This window comes from Pseudomonas sp. PDM10 (genome assembly GCF_014852295.1).
GTDB lineage: Bacteria > Pseudomonadota > Gammaproteobacteria > Pseudomonadales > Pseudomonadaceae > Aquipseudomonas.
The window spans coordinates 48,783-62,460 of record NZ_JACVBJ010000002.1 but is presented as its reverse complement, the minus strand read 5'-3'; the positions used below and the strand labels follow the sequence as shown (position 1 = coordinate 62,460).

Genomic DNA, 13,678 nt, shown 5'->3' with positions numbered 1-13,678 from the left:
CGCAAACAATTGGCCAATTGTGCCGCAAGAAGCGCGATCCAGGGCGTTTCGTTTGTTCTGGCAAACACAGGTTCCAATCCACACCCACCTGAAAAAATCAGCGATATCCGACACCACTATGGGCGATGGCCTACAAGCTCTGTCGACTTCCATGTAGCCCAAGGCCCACGGGGTTTTTGCCCTGTTTTGGGGCTTTAAAAAACCATCGAAAAATTCACTAGACATGTTGAGTCCGCTACATAAATACTGTTTTAGCAATTTATGAAATGAAACCGACATATCCATCCAGCAGGAGCCCGGATGCCTTCTCTCAGAGACCTGATCACCGATCCCGGCCTGGACCTTACGCCGTCGGAACGCAAAGTCACCCGTGCCTTGCTGGACCAGTATCCGCGTAACGGACTGGGCCCGATGTCACGTTTGGCCGAACATGCCGGTGTCAGCGATCCCACCATCGTGCGACTGGTCAAAAAACTGGGTTTCAGCGGTTATGCCGATTTCCAGGATGCCCTGCTCAGCGACATGGACCACCGCCTCCGCTCCCCCAGCACCCTGTTGCAACCTCGCTCCAATCTTCAGAAAGGCGACGTCTGGAGCCAATATCTGGCGCACAGCCATCGAGCGCTGGTGGACACCCATGCGCTGACCCAACCCGAAGATGTGCGAATTCTGGTGGAATGGCTGCTCGACACCCGCCATCAGGTGCATTGCTTCGGCGGGCGCTTCAGCAGTTTCCTCGCCAGTTATTTACTCAATCACCTGCGCTTGCTGCGTCCAGGCTGTTTCGCCCTGGAAGACAACGCGCAACTGCCCGACCGTTTGTTCGACGTGCAACGTCAGGACATGGTGCTGGTGTTCGACTATCGCCGCTATCAGTCACAGGCCCTGCGCGTGGCCAATGCGGCGAAAAGTCGCTATGCACGCGTGGTGTTGTTCACCGACATCTATGCTTCACCGTTGCGGGAAATGGCCGACCTGATTATCAGTGCGCCGGTGGAATCGGTGTCGGCCTTCGACACCCTGGTTCCGGCGCTGGCCCAGGTCGAGGCGCTGATCGCCTGCCTGACCCTGCGCAGTCCGGACCTGGCCGATCGCCTGGAAGGCATCGACGCCCTGCGGACCGATTTCGACACCCACCTGCTGGAGGATAAATAAGGATGTTCACGCTCCCCCACCAATCACCTCGGGATTTGCCATTCGTCACCGATCACACCGCGCTGTTGCTGGTGGACATGCAACGCGCCTGGCTTGAGCCGCAGTTCGACCCGCACCTCAACGGGCCGGACGCCGAATATTTCCTGACCCGCACCCACATGCAGGTGGTGCCCAATCAACGCCGGCTGCTCAGCGCCTTTCGCAGCGCCCGGCAAAACGTGCTGCACACGATCATCGAAAGCCTCACCACCGATGGCCGCGACCGCTCGCTGGACCACAAGCTCTCGGACATGCACTTGCCCAAGGGCAGCCCGCCAGCGCGGATCATCGACGACCTGACCCCGGCAGAAAACGAAATCGTGCTGCCCAAGACCTCGTCCGGAGTCTTCAACTCCACCAACATCGACTACGTGCTGCGCAACCTCGGGACGCGGCACCTGATCATCGCCGGCATCGTCACCGACCAGTGCGTGGACATGGCCGTGCGTGATGCCGCCGACCGCGGTTATCTGGTGACGCTGGTGGAAGATGCCTGCGCGACCTACACAGCCGAGCGGCATCAGGCCTGCCTGAATGCAATCAGGGGTTACTGCTGGATTACCGACACCCAGACCGTGCTCGGCCGGTTGCAGGAGATGCAGCCATGAGCGAGCGTCTGCTGCCACTGCCCATGACCACCCTCGTCACCACCGACCTGATCGGCGTGACGCGTGGACGCTCCTTTCCCACGGACGAACTCGAGCATTATCAAAGGACGGGGTGTGGCTGGGTGCCGGCCAACAGCGCGCTGACCCCGCAAGACATCATCGCCTACGCCAACCCGTGGGGCGCTTATGGCGATTTGCGACTGATGCCTGATCTGCACAGCCGAGTGACGGTCAGTAACGGCCCGGATGCCAATGCGCCGGCGCTGGATTTTATGCACAGTGACATTTGCGAAACCGATGGCCGCCCGTGGGGTGCCTGCCCGCGTACGGTGTTGCGCAATGAGGTAGAACGTTATCGCGCCGAGTTGGGCTTGCAGGTCAACGCAGCGTTCGAGCATGAATTCAACTTGAACACCGGCGACATTGAACACCTGGCGTTTTCCCTGCAAGCCCAGCGTCAGGGTGCCGAATTTGGCGGTTGGCTGCTCAGCGCCCTGCGTGCCGCTGGCGTCGAGCCGGAAATGTTCCTGCCCGAGTACGGCAAGCATCAATACGAAATCACCTGTCGCCCGACCCTTGGGGTGGCCGCTGCCGACCGCGCGGTGAACGTGCGTGAAATCACCCGCGAGATCGCCCGGCAGATGGGCCTGGCGTTGAGCTTCGCGCCCAAGACCTCGGAGCATGCGGTGTGCAACGGCGTGCACCTGCACGTCAGCCTGCTGGACCTGGCTGGCCAGCCAGTAATGTACGACGCCGGCACCACCAATGGCTTGTCGACCCTCGGCCAGCACTGGGCCGCCGGCATCCTGCATTACCTGCCCGCGCTTTGTGCGTTTACCGCGCCGACGCCGGTGTCCTACGAGCGTTTGCAGCCCCATCACTGGAGCGCGTCCTACGCGTGCCTCGGGCAACGCAACCGCGAAGCGGCGCTGCGAATCTGCCCGACGACAAGCCTTGGCGGCAAAACGGTGGCGTCGCAATACAACCTGGAATTTCGCGCCATGGACGCCACGTCCTCGCCGCACCTGGCCATGGCCGCGCTGCTGATTGCCGGCCGGCTGGGCATCGAACAACGCCTGGCTCTAAACGCAATCACCGATGAAGTCCCCGACGCCCTGAACGAAGAACAACGCCAGGCGCGCGGCATCGTCGCCCTGCCCGCGTCCCTTGCCCAGGCCCTGGATTGCCTGCGCAACAGCGAGGCACTGATTGAAGCCCTGCCGAGCGCGTTGCTGGACACCTACTTCGCCCTTAAAGCCGAGGAACTGACGCTGACGGAACAGCTGTCGCCCGCCGAACGCTGTGAGCACTATGCGCGCCTGTACTGAATCCGCTGAGCTCGGTCTTTACACCGGGCCCGCGTACACCCTGAGCCGGGAAGACTCCGATCACCCGTTGATTCTGGTGTGTGAACACGCCAGCCGTTTTATTCCGGCGGGCTTAAATGACCTGGGCCTGGGTCACGAGGCGGCCCGTGAGCACATCGCCTGGGACATCGGCGCCCTGGCGCTGGCCGAGGGTTTGTCCCGCGCATTGGGCGCAACCCTGTTGGCGGCCAATTATTCGCGCCTGTTGGTCGACCTCAACCGACCGCGCCAGGCCCCGGACAGCATTCCGGCGCAGAGCGAGATTTATCAGGTGCCGGGGAATCGGGACCTGGACGAGGCCACCCGCGAGTACCGTCGGCAATCCCTGTTCGAACCGTTTCACTCGCGTCTGACAGACTTGATCGACGAACGTATCGCTCAAGGCCGGCCGGTGCGGGTGGTGGGGATTCACAGCTTCACGCCGATCTATCACGGCCAGCCCCGGGCACTGGAAGTCGGCGTGTTGTTTGGCGAGGGCGGGAAATATGCCCAGCGTTTGATCGATGGCTTGAGCCAGCATCCATTGAAGGTTGCCGGTAATGAGCCGTACAAAATCAACCCGCTGGGCGACATGACCGTGCCGGTCCACGGTGATGCACGAGGCCTTGAATCAGTGTTGATCGAGGTGCGCAACGACCTGCTGCGCACGCCTGAAGGCGTCAATCGCTTTACCGACTACCTGGCGCCGCTGTTGTAAAGGAATCGCTTCAAACTCGCAGCGTGTAGCTGCGTTCATATCAAGGAGAACGGCTTCATGGAAATAGAAGAATTCGGCTACAAGCAAGAGTTGAAACGCAGCCTGTCACTGACCGACCTGGTGGTGTACGGGATGATCTTCATGATCCCCATCGCACCGTTCGGTGTTTATGGCTACGTCAACGCCGAGGCGCCAGGGCTGGTACCGCTGGCCTACATCATCGGCATGGTGGCGATGCTCTTCACGGCCCTCAGTTACGGCAGCATGGCTCGGGCCTTTCCGATTGCCGGTTCGGTTTATTCCTACGCGCAACGGGGCCTGAACCAGCACGTAGGGTTTATCGCCGGCTGGCTGATGCTCCTTGATTACCTGCTGATTCCGCCGCTGCTGTATGTGTACGCAGCCATGGCCCTGAATCATTTGTACCCGGACATTCCGAAGGTCGGTTTCATCCTGGCCTTCCTGGTCAGCGCGACCTTCGTCAACTTGCGGGGCATCACCTTCACCGCGCGAATGAACATCATCTTCCTGCTGGCGCAACTGGTGGTGCTGGGGATCTTCCTGTTCTACGCCTGGAACGCGCTGCACAGTGGTGGCGGTAACGGTCAGCTGACACTGGCGCCGTTGTACAACCCCGAGACATTCAACTTCGCCCTGCTGATGCAAGCGGTGTCGATTGCGGTGCTGTCGTTCCTCGGTTTCGATGCGATTTCCACCCTCGCCGAAGAGATCAAGGGTGACCCGGGCCGCAGCGTCGGCAAGGCCGCGCTGATCACGCTGGTGGTCATGGGCGTGATCTTCGTCGTGCAGACCTGGATTGCGACGGATCTGGCGGCCGGCATGGGTTTCAAATCGGCTGACACGACTTTTTATGAAATCGCTGAACTCGCGGCCGGCAGCTGGCTGGCCACCCTGACCGCCGTGGCGACGGCGCTGGCCTGGGGGGTGGCGGTGGCAATCACCTCGCAAGCAGCGGTGTCTCGTCTACTGTTCGGCATGGCCCGGGACGGCAAGCTGCCAAAGGTGCTGGCCAAGGTTCATCCCAAACACAACACGCCGTACGTGAGCATCTACCTGGTGGCCGTGCTGTCGCTGGTGATCTGCTACCTGTTCATCAACTCGGTGGACACCCTCACCTCGCTGGTGAACTTCGGCGCACTGAGCGGTTTCATGTTGCTGCACCTGACGGTCATCAACTACTACTGGCGTCGGCAGAAATCCGGCCAGGTGATCCGTCACCTGATCTGCCCGGTGATCGGCTTCATCATAGTCGCGGCCATCATGTACAACATGGGCGTCGACGCACAGAAACTCGGCCTGATCTGGATTGCCCTGGGCCTGGTCTACCTGTTTGTACTCAACAAACTGGGCACCCGTGCGGTACTGCCCGACCCAAGCAATGGCTGACAAGGAAAAGAGCGACGTCTGACAAAAATTCAGGCGACCGCCGATTGAACGCGTGGAAACCGACAGTGATAGTCAGGTTCGGTGCCAACCACCGAACCCTTTGATACAGGAGTGCATCCATGCTGGTCTTACGCCCAGTCGAGTTAACCGACCTGCCCCAGTTGCAGCAACTGGCGCGCGACAGTCTGGTAGGCGTCACGTCCTTGCCGGACGACACCGAATGCCTGCGCGAGAAGATTCTCGACTCCTGCGCCTCATTCGAAAAAAACGTTGAGGGGCATGGCCCGGAGAACTACTTCTTCGTGCTGGAAGATCTGACCCGAGAACGCTTGGTGGGCTGCTCGGAGATCCTTGCCACCGCCGGTTTCAGCGAGCCGTTCTACAGTCTGCGCAACCGGCATTTCACCAGCGCCTCGCGGGAGCTGAACATCGAGCACGGCGTGCCCGCGCTGTCGTTGTGCCACGACCTCAGCGGCCATACCTTGCTGCGGGGTTTTCATATTGACGCAGCGCTGGTGCGCACACGGTTTTCAGAGTTGCTGTCCCGGGCGCGGCTATTGTTCATCGCCGCCCACTCACAGCGATTTTCCGAAGCCGTCATCACCGAGATCGTTGGCTTCAGCAGCGACGAAGGGCACTCGCCATTCTGGGATGCGGTGGGCAAGCATTTCTTCGACCTGCCCTATGTCGAGGCCGAACGACTTTGCGGCCTGGAAAGCCGAACCTTCCTCGCCGAACTGATGCCGCAATACCCAATCTACGTCCCGATGCTGCCCCAGGCGGCGCAGGACTGCATCGGCCGCATCCACCCCGATGGCCAGGAGGCGTTCGATATCCTCGAGCGCGAAGGCTTCGAAACCAACAGCTACATCGACCTGTTCGACGGCGGTCCGACGTTGTATGCGCGCACTCCCGGCATCCGTTCCATCGTCCAGAGCCAGACCGGCACGGCGAAACCGGGTGCGTCCATTGATGCCCGTGGCAGCTATCTGGTGAGCAACGATTCGCTGAAGGACTATCGCGCTATCGTCGCCGATCTGGATTACCAGGCCGGGCAACCTGTGGGGTTGAGCGCCGAGATGTGCGCCGCCCTGAACGTGACCGAAGGCAGCCCGATCCGGCTGATCGCCCTGTGAGCATCACCCGGCCCCGCGCCCAACGACAGCGCCCGAGCGGGCGTGCAGAAGGAGTTGCATCATGATTGTCCGCCCGGTTCACGTCACCGACCTGCCCGCCTTGCTGAACCTGGTGCACCAGGCCGGCCCCGGCTTCACCACCCTGCCAGCCAACGAGGAACGCCTGGCCCACCGGGTACGCTGGGCCCAACGAACCTTCGCCGAACAGGTCGAACGCGCCGATGCCGATTACCTCTTCGTGCTCGAAGACGACGATCAGCAACTGGTGGGCGTCAGTGCTCTGGTGGGCGCCGTGGGCCTGCGCGAGCCCTGGTACAACTACCGGGTCGGGCTCACGGTCAGTTCGTCACCGGACCTGGGTATCCGGCGACAGATTCCGACGTTGTTCCTGAACAATGAAATGACCGGCCAATCGGAGATTTGCTCGCTGTTTCTGCGACCCGATCAACGCCAGGGCAGTAACGGTCGATTGCTGTCGTTGGGGCGTTTGTTGTTTGTGGCCGAGTTTCCGCACCTGTTCGGCGACAAACTCATCGCCGAACTGCGTGGCAGCGCCGACGAACAAGGCTGTTCACCGTTCTGGGACAGCCTGGGCCGGCACTTCTTCAAGATGGATTTCAGCCACGCCGATCACTTGTCGGGGCTGGGCAGCAAGTCGTTCATCGCTGAACTGATGCCACGCCAACCGCTCTACACCTGCCTGCTCACTGAACAGGCCCAGGCCGTGATCGGCAAGGCACACCCGAACACCGAACCGGCCCTGAAAATCCTCACCGCCGAAGGCTTTGCCCATAAGGGTTACATCGACATCTTCGACGCCGGCCCGGTGATTGAAGCCCCGGTCTCGAATATCCGCACCGTGCGTGACAGCCAACCGCTGGTGCTGGCCATCGGCACACCCGACGAGGAGGCCCCGGTGTGGCTGATCCATAACCGTCGCCTGGAAAACTGCCGCATCACCGCCGCCCAGGCCAGACAGGTGGGCAACAGCCTGATCGTCGACCGCCTCACCGCCAAACGCCTGCAACTGCAACCCGGCAACTCGGTGCGCGCTGTGCCACTGCTCAATCAACAGCAGCAGGCTGTTGCGGCGTGACCGACGGTTGCCCATCCGCCTCTGCAAATTCGTCATCATCCTTCCCCCGCTCGCGTGATAGCCTTTTGTTCCTTCGGCGTTGACACTTTTGCTCAAGCCCTTCCATTCCCATTTCAGTGGTGGAACTCATATGTCCAGGCTTTCTCATCAAGATTTACGCCGTAACTTTCGCGAGCTGTTCGCCTCCAACACCTGCTATCACACGGCGTCGGTCTTCGACCCGATGTCGGCCCGCATTGCCGCTGATCTGGGTTTTGAAGTGGGGATCCTGGGCGGTTCAGTCGCATCGTTGCAGGTACTGGGCGCCCCCGACTTTGCCTTGATCACCCTCAGCGAGTTTGCCGAGCAGGCCACTCGTATTGGTCGTGTTGCCCAACTGCCGGTCATCGCCGACGCCGACCACGGCTACGGCAACGCGCTGAACGTCATGCGCACCATCGTCGAACTCGAACGCGCCGGTGTGGCCGCCCTGACCATCGAAGACACGTTGCTGCCCGCCCAGTTCGGCCGCAAGTCCACCGACCTGATCGGGGTGGCGGAAGGCGCCGGCAAGATTCGTGCGGCACTGGAAGCCCGGGTCGATTCGGAAATGGCAATCATCGCCCGCACCAACGCCGGGATCCTGCCGGTGCAGGAAGTCATCAGCCGTACCTGTCATTACCAGCAGGCCGGTGCGGACGGGATTTGCATGGTGGGCGTGCGAGACTTCGACCACCTCGAACAAATCGCCGAGCACCTGAGCGTGCCGCTGATGCTGGTCACCTACGGCAACCCGTTGCTGCGCGACGACAAACGCCTGGCCGAACTGGGTGTGCGGGTCACCATCGATGGTCACGGCGCCTACTTCGCCGCGATCAAGGCCACGTATGACAGCCTGCGGGAACAACGGCAGTTCTTTACTCAGGCGTCGGACCTGAATGCAACGGAGTTGACCCACACCTATACGCAGCCTGAGGAATACATCCGTTGGGCGGAAGAGTTCATGAGCGTCAAGGAGTAGCGGTTCAGCAGATGTCGAAGTAGTGACTGCAATGGCCCCTTCGCGAGCAGGCTCGCTCCCACAGGGATTTGGGGTGAACACAAGATTCGTGAACACCGCCAATCCAATGTGGGAGCGAGCCTGCTCGCGATAGCGTCAGATGCCACACCACTAAACTACGGTCTTGAACTCCCGCTCCCGCTGCAACGCCCGCGCCTGAACCACATTCAGCATCGCGCAGCCTTCGCGCATCAACAGATGAACCGCCCGGGTAACGCGAGTCAGATCGCAATCGGAAATGTCCTTGAGGTTCAGGCTGGTCAAGGTGTCCGCCAGATCGCGAACCACGGTGAAGCGATGCGCAGCGCAAGCGGCGATGTCGCTGAGTTCTTTGTGAGTGTTGATGAAGAGCACCGGGGTCTCGGCGTCGTAGGTGTCGATGGGGAGGTAACGAGGCATGACTTGGTCGAACATTGATGTAACTCCAGGTTGAGCTACCACCGTTCGCGGCCAAGCGATGTAAGGTGGCAGCCGTGTGCGGGTTGGCCGACCGGTACCTGAAAGACCCGGCACACCCGAGAGTGTCCCGCGCACAGCCGCCATAAAACGTTTTGGCGCTGTTGCGTTTCAGATAATCGACCGGCCAAGGTCGTTCGCGGTGTTTTCCGCGAGCCCGAACTATAGGGGTCGAAGCCGAAACGCGGCAACAGGGTACGTCGTAGGAAACGTCTTGGAAAGTTGTGCGCCACAAGTTGATCGTTCCCACGCTCTGCGTGGGAATGCAGCCCGGGACGCTCCGCGTCCCATCCAAAGCCGAACGCGGAGCGTCCGTTGAGGCATTCCCACGCGGGAGCGAGGGAACGATCAGCGGTGAGATTAGCGTTTGGCCAACTCCATAATCATCCGCGACAACAAGTAAATCCGCGGCGCCACACTCTCTACCTCCGCGTAATTCTCTGGCGTATTGATCGTTCCCACGCTCTGCGTGGGAATGCAGCCCGGGACGCTCCGCGTCCCATCCAAAGCCGAACGCAGAGCGTCCGTTGAGGCATTCCCACGCGGGAGCGTGGGAACGATCAGCGGTGAGATTAGCGTTTGGCCAACTCCATAATCATCCGCGACAACAGATAAATCCGCGGCGCCACGCTCTCTACCTCCGCGTATTCCTCTGGCGTATGAATATTCCCGCCAACAATCCCGAACCCATCCAGCGTCGGCGTACCCACCCCCGCTGACAGACTGGCATCCGCCGCCCCACCGCTGCCTTCTTCCGTCAACTTACGGCCAATCTCCCCGTAAATCCCCTGAGCCATGGCCATCAACCGATCCGATTCCGGCGTTTGCGGCATCGGCGGCAATCCGCGCTGAAGGGTGGTGGTGACTTCGGTGTCAGTAATCAGCTTGTCTTTCGAAACCCGCGCCAGGTCCTTCTCGATCCGGTCAAACTCTTCCGGCACCGCCGCCCGCACGTCTGCCTTGGCGGTGGCTTGATCCGGAATGACATTGGTGCGGTCGCCGGCCTTGAGTACGGTGAAGTTGATGGTGGTTTTCTTCTCTGCGTCGCCCAGTTTGCCGAGCTGCAAAATCTGGTGCGCCGCTTCCATGGCGGCGTTGCGTCCCAACTCCGGCGCGACACCGGCATGAGCCGCCTTACCCTTGACCTCGACCACGGCGGTGGCACTGCCTTTGCGCCACACCACCAGGCCATCCGCCGGGCGGCCCGGTTCGAGGTTGAGGGTGACGTCGTGGGCCTTGGCGGTTTTCTTGATCAGGTCGGTGGCGATGTCCGAGCCGGTTTCTTCGCTGGCGTCGAGCAGGAAGGTGATTTGCGCGTAGTCCTTGAAGTCGAGATTTTTCAGGACTTTCAGCGCGTAGATCCCGGCAACGATGCCGCCCTTGTCGTCCATCACGCCCGGCCCGTAGGCGCGACCGTCCTTGATGTGGAACGGACGCTCGGCGGCCGAACCTTCCTTGAAGACGGTGTCCATGTGCGCCATCAGCAGGATTTTTGCCTTGCCGGTGCCTTTCAGGGTCGCGATCACATGGCTGCTTTTGTCCGGGGTATTGGGCACAAGCTCGATGGTCGCGCCGAGTTTTTTCAATTCGTCGATGGCGATGTCACTGACTTTCGTCAGGCCCGGTTCATAGCCGGAACCGGAGTCGATGTTCACCAAACGCTCCAGTAACTTCAGGGCTTCGCCCTTGTACTGTTCGGAGTCGGCGAGGACTTGTTTGTGTGGTTCGGCGGAAACAGCGGGAGCGAAAGCGCCGAGGGCGAAGGTCAGGCCAAGGCTGGTGGCCAGCAGGGAGCGAGGAAGGTTGAACGTCATGAATCGATCCTTGTTTCGTGTCGGGGGGGTGAAAAACACCCTACCTGACTACGGCGCAAGGCTCTAGACCGAATGCGACACTGAGCGTTCGGCTTTGGACCGAGTTGAAGCCATCGCGGGCAAGCCTTGCTCCTACAGGTCAACATGATTCTGTAGGAGCCGAGCTTGCTCGCGATGGCGGAATGTCAGGCGACATGACTGGTGATGGATCACACCGAATCAAGTAATGGGTGATGCGGTTTGCTATCGCTGCAACAGATGACGCGGTTGCGCCCGCTGGCTTTGGCTTCGTAGAGCGCCTGGTCGGCGTCGTTGAGCCACAGGGTTGCGTCGGTGTGTGCCGGGTTGAAGGCCGCCAGGCCGATGCTCAGGCTGACTGTCAGCGCCGGACTTTGCTCATAGCCCAAGGTGGCGAAGCGATCACGCAGGGCATCCATGGCGGCGGCAGCGCTCGTGAGCGGAAGGTCCGGGAGGATCACGCAGAACTCGTCGCCACCGTAGCGCCCGGCAACATCCGCCGCGCGCAGGTTCTGCTTGAGCATTTTGCTCAACTGGCGCAAAACGATGTCCCCGGCAACGTGGCCGTAGGTGTCGTTGATGGATTTGAAATGGTCGATGTCGATCAGCGCAATCGCCCCGCCCTGCTGCTGACGTTTGCAACGCTGGAATTCGATTTCCAGTTGATCCTTCCAGGCGCCGTGGTTCAGCAGGCCGGTGAGGCTGTCGGTGCGGCTCAGGGCCAGCAATTCACGCTTTTGTCGGCCGAGGGTGTGAGCCTGGCGGAAGCAGATCCAGCCCAATGCCAGCGGATACAAACACATCAAGGGCAAACAGGCATACATCTGCAGTTGGCTGGTTTGCGGGACGAAGGCGGGGGAGAAAATCAGCAGTCCGACGCCCATCCCGAGAACTTGCGCCACGGTTCCTGCCAACAGGAAACGCAAACCGCCAATGGCCACATTGTTCATCGCCATCATGGCCAGGGTGGTCGCGGCGGGCAGCGGATTGAAGTGCATGGCGGCGACCCAGAAGCCGCCGAGAAAGGCGTCCACCAGCAGGTTGCGGTGTTCGGCGTGATAAGGCACTGGCGCGCGGCGCGCCCATTGATAGGCCAGGTGCGGCCAGAGTACAGCGTTGAGCAGCATCGCCACCCAGACCCACGGTGCAGGGTTGAGTGGATACATCGCCGCGCTCACGAGCACCAGCCCCAAGGCTAAACCCAGGATTCGCGATGTATAGAGCCTCCTGGCCAGTGAAAGTCCTTTTCCTCCCGTTTTTCCCATAGAGGCCTCTGCGCCACTGAGACGGAACCTGAAAACACAAGGGGTTCAAGTGTGGTGAGAGTCTATCAGGGAAGCGGCAAATAGCCATCACCGGCGGGCGGCCTGAATACCCAGGCATAGCCATGAGCCGGGCGAGCAATGTTTGGCACCAGCCTGCCGGACTTCCCCACCTGTTTATCGTCACCGGCCCCAACACCGGCATCGGCCATACCTCGGCGCTGTTCATCATCGAGTCCCAGATGAACTACATTCTCGATTGCATCCGCACGTTAAAAGAACACGGTTTGCGCAGCATTGAAGTACGCCCCGAAGCAGAACGTACCTACACTGAAATGATCCACCGGGAGATGGAACGCACGGTATGGAAGTCCGGGGGCCGCCACAGTTGGTATCAAAGCAAGAGCGGTCATGTGATTGCGATGTTTCCGGGGTTCAGTTCCAGCTATCACCGGTTGACCAGGGCGCTGAAACCCGCCGATCACATTCTGTCCTGATCACGTAAAAGGAAGATGTCTGATGCTTTTGTTGGTTGTCGCAATCGCCGTTTTCGTGGCCTGGAGCTGGTTGAGTTACCCGGCCATCGGTCATTGGCTCTATGACTTGAACATGTCGGTAGAGGCGAAGCTGTATGGACTGCACAAAATTGTCGTGCCGATCGCCGAAATGACTGTTTCGACCTGGCAAGGCGGGCCGTACGAAGCATCCAGCAGCGTGCTGATGCTCCACGGCTACAGCGCCGACAAAAATGTCTGGCTGCGTTTTGCCCGGCACTTTGTCGGCAATTATCGGGTGATCATCCCCGACATCGCCGGCCATGGCGAAACCGGCTTCAAGGCGGGCGGCGGCTACGACATTCCCTTGCAGGCCAAGCGAATGATCCAGTTGCTCGATGTCTGCGGCGTCGAAAAAGTCCATGTGATCGGCAACTCGATGGGCGGTTACATGGCAGCGTGGCTGGCGGCCACGTACCCGGATCGCATTGTTTCGGTGGCCCTGATCGACCCGGCAGGTGTCACCGCCCCCGAAGCCAGCGACCTGGAGCGGCATTTGGCCAAGGGCCACAACCCGTTCCTGATTCATTCACGGGAAGAATTCCAGCGCTTCTACGCCATGACCATGGCCGAACCGCCGTGGGTACCCAAGGTGGTGCTGGACGCCATCGCGCAACGCTATGAACAGAGTCGCGATGAGCTGGAAGAAATCTTCAGGGATTTACGCGCCAGCCCGCCGATGGAGCCGAAACTGCCCGACATCAAGTGCCAGGCGCTGTTGCTGTGGGGGCACAAGGACCGCTTGATCGATGTCAGCAGCGTGGCGATCTGGAGCAAAGGCATCGCCGATCTGCGAGTGGAAGTCTGGGACCACACCGGCCATATGCCGATGGTGGAACAACCGACGAACACAGCGCGGCTGTATCGGGAATTTTTGGCATCGCTGCGCTCGGAAAGCCCTCAGGATCAACGGCTGCACTGAACATGCAGTCCTTTGCAGAATGAAGTCCGTAAGATTCTTCGTTTGTCGGCGCCGCGCAAGGCTGCGATCTTTTCCCGCATCCTTTACGTCACCGCACCAGGAATTCTT

Annotated in this window: 12 protein-coding genes and 1 pseudogene; 10 read left to right on the top strand and 3 right to left on the bottom strand. The window is 60.5% G+C overall.

Features of this window, described 5'->3' with window-relative positions; translation table 11 throughout:
* The first annotated feature begins 300 nt into the window (after nt 1-300).
* From IB252_RS06800 to IB252_RS06765, 8 genes are all read left to right on the top strand, one after another.
* On the top strand, nt 301-1,155 hold the full coding sequence (locus tag IB252_RS06800; protein WP_192407704.1) for a MurR/RpiR family transcriptional regulator: 855 nt from the start codon (nt 301-303) through the stop codon (nt 1,153-1,155).
* Nucleotides 1,156-1,157: 2 nt separating this feature from the next.
* Nucleotides 1,158-1,802, top strand: a complete 645-nt coding sequence (locus tag IB252_RS06795) for an isochorismatase family cysteine hydrolase (protein WP_192407702.1) — start codon at nt 1,158-1,160, stop codon at nt 1,800-1,802.
* The gene (locus tag IB252_RS06790) at nt 1,799-3,130 is read left to right on the top strand and encodes a glutamine synthetase family protein (RefSeq protein ID WP_192407700.1); all 1,332 of its coding nucleotides are present in this window, start codon (nt 1,799-1,801) and stop codon (nt 3,128-3,130) included. The genes IB252_RS06795 and IB252_RS06790 overlap by 4 nt, the downstream gene beginning before the upstream one ends.
* Nucleotides 3,114-3,866 (top strand): N-formylglutamate amidohydrolase, encoded by a 753-nt coding sequence (locus IB252_RS06785; protein WP_192407698.1) that lies wholly within the window; start codon nt 3,114-3,116, stop codon nt 3,864-3,866. Before IB252_RS06790 ends, IB252_RS06785 begins: the two co-directional genes overlap by 17 nt.
* 57 nt (nt 3,867-3,923) lie before the next feature.
* Nucleotides 3,924-5,273 (top strand): APC family permease, encoded by a 1,350-nt coding sequence (locus IB252_RS06780; protein ID WP_192407696.1) that lies wholly within the window; start codon nt 3,924-3,926, stop codon nt 5,271-5,273.
* Between the two features lie 119 nt (nt 5,274-5,392).
* Nucleotides 5,393-6,409 carry an arginine N-succinyltransferase gene (locus tag IB252_RS06775; RefSeq protein ID WP_192407694.1) on the top strand — a complete coding sequence of 339 codons (1,017 nt, stop codon included), beginning with the start codon at nt 5,393-5,395 and terminating at the stop codon, nt 6,407-6,409.
* 61 nt (nt 6,410-6,470) lie between these two features.
* Complete coding sequence (astA, locus tag IB252_RS06770) at nt 6,471-7,505, top strand: arginine N-succinyltransferase (protein ID WP_192407693.1); 1,035 nt, start codon at nt 6,471-6,473, stop codon at nt 7,503-7,505.
* 130 nt (nt 7,506-7,635) lie between these two features.
* On the top strand, nt 7,636-8,505 hold the full coding sequence (locus IB252_RS06765; RefSeq protein WP_111452078.1) for an isocitrate lyase/PEP mutase family protein: 870 nt from the start codon (nt 7,636-7,638) through the stop codon (nt 8,503-8,505).
* A gap of 150 nt (nt 8,506-8,655) precedes the next feature.
* On the opposite strand, the gene IB252_RS06760 is transcribed toward IB252_RS06765, so the two are convergent.
* The 3 genes from IB252_RS06760 to IB252_RS06750 form a co-directional block, all read right to left on the bottom strand.
* The gene (locus tag IB252_RS06760) at nt 8,656-8,958 is read right to left on the bottom strand and encodes a hypothetical protein (protein WP_192407692.1); all 303 of its coding nucleotides are present in this window, start codon (nt 8,956-8,958) and stop codon (nt 8,656-8,658) included.
* A gap of 614 nt (nt 8,959-9,572) precedes the next feature.
* A complete protein-coding gene (locus IB252_RS06755) occupies nt 9,573-10,814 on the bottom strand; it encodes a M20/M25/M40 family metallo-hydrolase (RefSeq protein WP_192407691.1) in 1,242 nt (413 codons plus the stop codon).
* Between the two features lie 209 nt (nt 10,815-11,023).
* Complete coding sequence (locus tag IB252_RS06750; protein WP_192407690.1) at nt 11,024-12,097, bottom strand: diguanylate cyclase; 1,074 nt, start codon at nt 12,095-12,097, stop codon at nt 11,024-11,026.
* Nucleotides 12,098-12,229: 132 nt separating this feature from the next.
* On the opposite strand from IB252_RS06750, the pseudogene IB252_RS06745 reads away from it, so the two are divergent.
* Both IB252_RS06745 and IB252_RS06740 read left to right on the top strand, forming a co-directional pair.
* Nucleotides 12,230-12,591 (top strand): annotated as a pseudogene (locus IB252_RS06745) (NAD(P)/FAD-dependent oxidoreductase); the annotation flags it as partial.
* A 22-nt stretch (nt 12,592-12,613) separates the two neighbouring features.
* Nucleotides 12,614-13,570: an alpha/beta fold hydrolase gene (locus IB252_RS06740; protein WP_111452074.1), complete on the top strand. Its 957-nt coding sequence runs from the start codon at nt 12,614-12,616 to the stop codon at nt 13,568-13,570.
* Nucleotides 13,571-13,678: the final 108 nt, after the last annotated feature.